We start from the raw sequence: 3,927 nt of genomic DNA, 5'->3' as shown, positions 1-3,927 counted from the left end.
GCCGCGGCCACCAAGGTCGGCGAGGAAATCGCCAAGGAATCGCTGGCGGCGGCAGCCCAAGGAGCACAAGCATGACCACCGACATCTTCTTCAACCCGATCTGGGACGTCCGGATGACGGACACCTCCTTGCGTGACGGCTCGCACCACAAGCGCCATCAGTTCACCAAGGACGACGTCGGCGCCATCGTGGCCGCGCTCGATAACGCCGGCGTGCCGGTCATCGAGGTGACTCACGGCGACGGGCTGGGCGGCTCGAGCTTCAACTACGGGTTCTCCAAGACACCCGAGCAGGAGCTGATCAAGCTCGCCGCCGGCACCGCCAAAGAAGCCAAGATCGCCTTCCTGATGCTGCCCGGCGTCGGCACCAAGGAGGACATCAAGGAGGCGCAGAACAACGGTGGTTCGATCTGCCGGATCGCCACCCACTGCACCGAGGCCGACGTCTCGATCCAGCACTTCGGGCTGGCCCGCGAGCTGGGCCTGGAAACGGTCGGCTTCCTGATGATGTCTCACACCATCCCCCCGGAGAAGCTGGCCGCACAGGCCCGCATCATGGCCGACGCCGGCTGCCAATGCGTCTACGTCGTCGACTCGGCCGGGGCGCTGGTCCTGGACGGGGTGAGCGACCGGGTCGCGGCGTTGGTCGCTGAACTCGGCGACGACGCCCAGGTGGGTTTCCACGGCCATGAGAACCTCGGGCTGGGTGTGGCCAACTCGGTGGAGGCCGTGCGGGCCGGCGCCAAGCAGATCGACGGGTCCTGCCGCCGGTTCGGAGCGGGTGCGGGGAACGCGCCGGTCGAGGCGCTGATCGGGGTTTTCGACAAGATCGGCGTCAAGACCGGGATCGACTTCTTCGACATCGCCGACGCCGCCGAAGAGGTCGTCGCACCGGCCATGCCGGCCGAATGCCTACTGGACCGCAACGCATTGATCATGGGTTATTCCGGGGTGTACTCCAGCTTCCTCAAGCACGCGGTCCGTCAATCCGAGCGCTACGGCGTTCCGGCCCACCAACTGCTGCACCGGGCCGGTCAGCGCAAGCTGATCGGCGGTCAGGAAGACCAGCTCATCGACATCGCGCTGGAGATCAAGCGCGAGCAAGAAAATGGCGCCGCGACCTCGCATTAGTCTGAGCATTCGCACAGGCTGCGCATAGCCGCCGCGAGTAGCCTCACCCCCATGAGCACGACATTCAACTGGGCCGGCCGCGGATTGATCGCCGGTGGGCTGCTGGCGGCTTCGGTCGCGACGATCATCGCACTGCCGGTGGCGAGTGCTGCATGCGATCAGACCGTGGGTCAGTCCATCGACTCGTACTTGAGCCGCCATCCCGACGTGAAACAGCACCTCTCGTCGCAGTCTCAAGCCGAGGGTGGCGGTCCGAACGTCATGGACTACCTGAGCCGGCACCCGGATGTGCGGCAACACCTGATTGACCTGTCCCAGCAGTGCACGGATTAGTGAATCGGCGTCGTCACTGAACTCGGCGGCAACACGCGGAGATGTTCGCCCATTGACGAAAACTAGAACACGTTCTAGCGTCGAGTGGTGTTTTCCCAGCCGCTGATCGACGCCATTGCCGAGGCCGAAGAACTCGTCGCCGCCGCACCGCATATCGAGACCGAAGCCGACCTGCTCGAGGGGCTGCAGTACCTCGCCGGTTGCGTGGCGGCCTGCGAACACATGGTGTTCGACTACGACCGCGATCACCCGATGTTGCTCTCGGGCACCGGTCCGTTCACGAAGATGGGCCTGGACAACCCGGACACCCTCTACTTCGGCTGCCGGTTGCAACCTAACCACGACTACACGGTCACCGGGGTCCGCGGCAACACAACGGATCTCAGTTTCCAGCTGCTCGGCGGCGAATACACCGACGACAACGTACCCGTCAGCCAGGCGGCGTTCGACGACCGCGAGCTCGAAATCGCCGCCGACGGCAGCTTCCAATGGCACGTCCGGCCGGCCAGCCCAGGCCAGTTGGTGATCCGAGAGGTCTACGGCGACTGGGCGGCCCGGCGGGGGACACTGTCCATCTCGCGATCGGACACCGCCGGCACCGCTCCGCCTCCACTGACCCGCGCCGCGATCGAAAAGCGTTACTCGACAACGGGAAAGCAACTCGTCAACCGCATCAAGACCTGGCTGCAATTTCCGCAGTGGTTCTATATGGACATCCCGGTGAACACCATGGTCGCACCGCGCCTTACGCCCGGCGGTTTGGCGACGCAGTATTCGTCGGTCGGACATTTCGATCTGCGGCCCGATCAGGCTCTGATCATCACGCTGCCGGTGACCGATGCGCCGTACCTCGGGTTCCAGCTGGGCAGCATGTGGTACATCTCGCTGGACTACATCAATCATCAGACGTCGCTGAACAACACTCAGGCGCAGGAGGATCCGGACGGCAAGGTCCGCATCGTGGTCGCCGATCAGAATCCCGGCGTCACCAACTGGGTCGAAACGCTGGGGCACCGCCGCGGCTTCCTGCAGTTCCGCTGGCAGCGGGTGTCGCGCCAACTAACCGAGGCCGACGGCCCGAGCGTCGAGTTGGTCGATGTTGATGCACTACCGGCTTCATTGCCGCATTTTGACCACAATAAGATCTCTGACGACGACTGGCGTACACGAATCGCGTTGCGCCAACAGCAAATTGCAGCCAGGATGTTGGGGTAGCCGTGACCGGAATGCTCGAGAAAAAAGTAATCGTGATCAGCGGCGTCGGCCCGGGCCTTGGCACCACGCTGGCGCATCGGTGTGCGCGCGACGGCGCCGAGTTGGTGCTGGCGGCGCGAACTGTCGAACGCTTGGAAGATCTCGCCGCTAAGCTCAACGACGCCGGACACAACACGTTGGCGGTGCGCGCGGACATCACCGATGATGACGACGTCGCAGCGCTCGTCGAGTCCGTCACCGCACACTTCGGCAAGGTCGATGTGTTGATCAACAACGCATTCCGGGTGCCGTCGATGAAACCGCTGGCCGGCACCAGTTTCCAGCATATCCGCGACGCGATCGAGCTCAGCGCGCTCGGTGCGTTGCGTCTGATCCAGGCCTTCACGCCGGCGCTGGAACAGTCGAATGGTTCGGTCGTCAATGTCAACTCGATGGTATTGCGGCACTCACAGGCGAAGTATGGCGCGTACAAGATGGCCAAGTCGGCGTTGTTGTCGATGTCGCAGTCGTTGGCCACCGAACTCGGCGAGAAGGGCATCCGCGTCAATTCCGTTGCACCCGGCTATATCTGGGGCGAGACGCTGCAGGCCTATTTCGAGCACCAGGCGGGCAAGTACGGCACCACCGCAGACCAGATCTATCAGGCCACCGCGGCGAACTCCGACCTCAAGCGGCTGCCCACCGAGGATGAAGTGGCATCGGCGATCATGTTCATGGCCAGTGATCTGTCCAGCGGCATCAGCGGGCAGACGCTCGACGTCAACTGCGGCGAGTACCACACCTGATGGCCGAACGCACCGACATTGCGACCGTCGACGAACTTCATGCCTCGGCGACCAAGCTGACCGGGCTCGACGACTTCGGCGTCGACAACGACAACTACCGCGAAGCGCTGGGTGTGCTGCTGGACTCCTACCGGCAGGAAGCCGGTCTTACGGTGTTGGGCAGCAAGATGAATCGGTTCTTTTTGCGCGGCGCGCTGGTAGCCCGGCTGTTGTCGGAATCCGCGTGGAAGCAGTACCCGCAACACGCTGAGGTTGCCGTTAAGCGGCCCATCTTCGTCACCGGGCTGGTGCGGACCGGCACCACGGCGCTGCATCGACTCCTCGGCGCCGACCCGGCGGCGCAGGGTCTGCACATGTGGCTGGCCGAATTCCCGCAGCCGCGCCCGCCGCGCGACACCTGGGAATCCCATCCGCTCTATCGCCAACTCGACGACCAGTTCAATCAGCACCACGAGGACAACCCG

The 3,927-nt window shown here is 63.9% G+C and carries 5 protein-coding genes; all 5 read left to right on the top strand.

Annotation, left to right across the window (positions count from 1 at the left end; translation table 11 throughout):
• The first annotated feature begins 71 nt into the window (after positions 1 to 71).
• Positions 72 to 1,130, top strand: a complete 1,059-nt coding sequence (gene dmpG / locus VN856_RS22365; RefSeq protein ID WP_325693091.1) for a 4-hydroxy-2-oxovalerate aldolase — start codon at positions 72 to 74, stop codon at positions 1,128 to 1,130.
• 51 nt (positions 1,131 to 1,181) lie between these two features.
• Positions 1,182 to 1,463: a hypothetical protein gene (locus VN856_RS22360; RefSeq protein WP_325693088.1), complete on the top strand. Its 282-nt coding sequence runs from the start codon at positions 1,182 to 1,184 to the stop codon at positions 1,461 to 1,463.
• Positions 1,464 to 1,550: 87 nt separating this feature from the next.
• Complete coding sequence (locus VN856_RS22355) at positions 1,551 to 2,678, top strand: hypothetical protein (RefSeq protein WP_325693085.1); 1,128 nt, start codon at positions 1,551 to 1,553, stop codon at positions 2,676 to 2,678.
• A gap of 2 nt (positions 2,679 to 2,680) precedes the next feature.
• Positions 2,681 to 3,463, top strand: coding sequence for an SDR family oxidoreductase (locus VN856_RS22350; RefSeq protein WP_325693082.1), 783 nt, complete (start codon positions 2,681 to 2,683; stop codon positions 3,461 to 3,463).
• The coding region (locus tag VN856_RS22345) for a sulfotransferase (protein ID WP_325693079.1) at positions 3,463 to 3,927 on the top strand (465 nt) is incomplete at its 3' end. The genes VN856_RS22350 and VN856_RS22345, both read left to right, overlap by 1 nt.

This window comes from Mycobacterium sp., from assembly GCF_035603715.1.
In the GTDB taxonomy this organism is placed as follows: Bacteria; Actinomycetota; Actinomycetes; order Mycobacteriales; family Mycobacteriaceae; genus Mycobacterium.
The sequence above is the reverse complement of the archived record's forward strand: the minus strand, read 5'-3'. Positions and strand labels throughout refer to the sequence as shown.

What these genes read in the sequence shown, in the direction of transcription:
- VN856_RS22360 (WP_325693088.1), top strand. Translation starts at nt 1,182, where the DNA reads ATGAGCACGACATTCAACTGGGCCGGCCGCGGATTGATCGCCGGTGGG.
- dmpG (WP_325693091.1), top strand. Translation starts at nt 72, where the DNA reads ATGACCACCGACATCTTCTTCAACCCGATCTGGGACGTCCGGATGACG.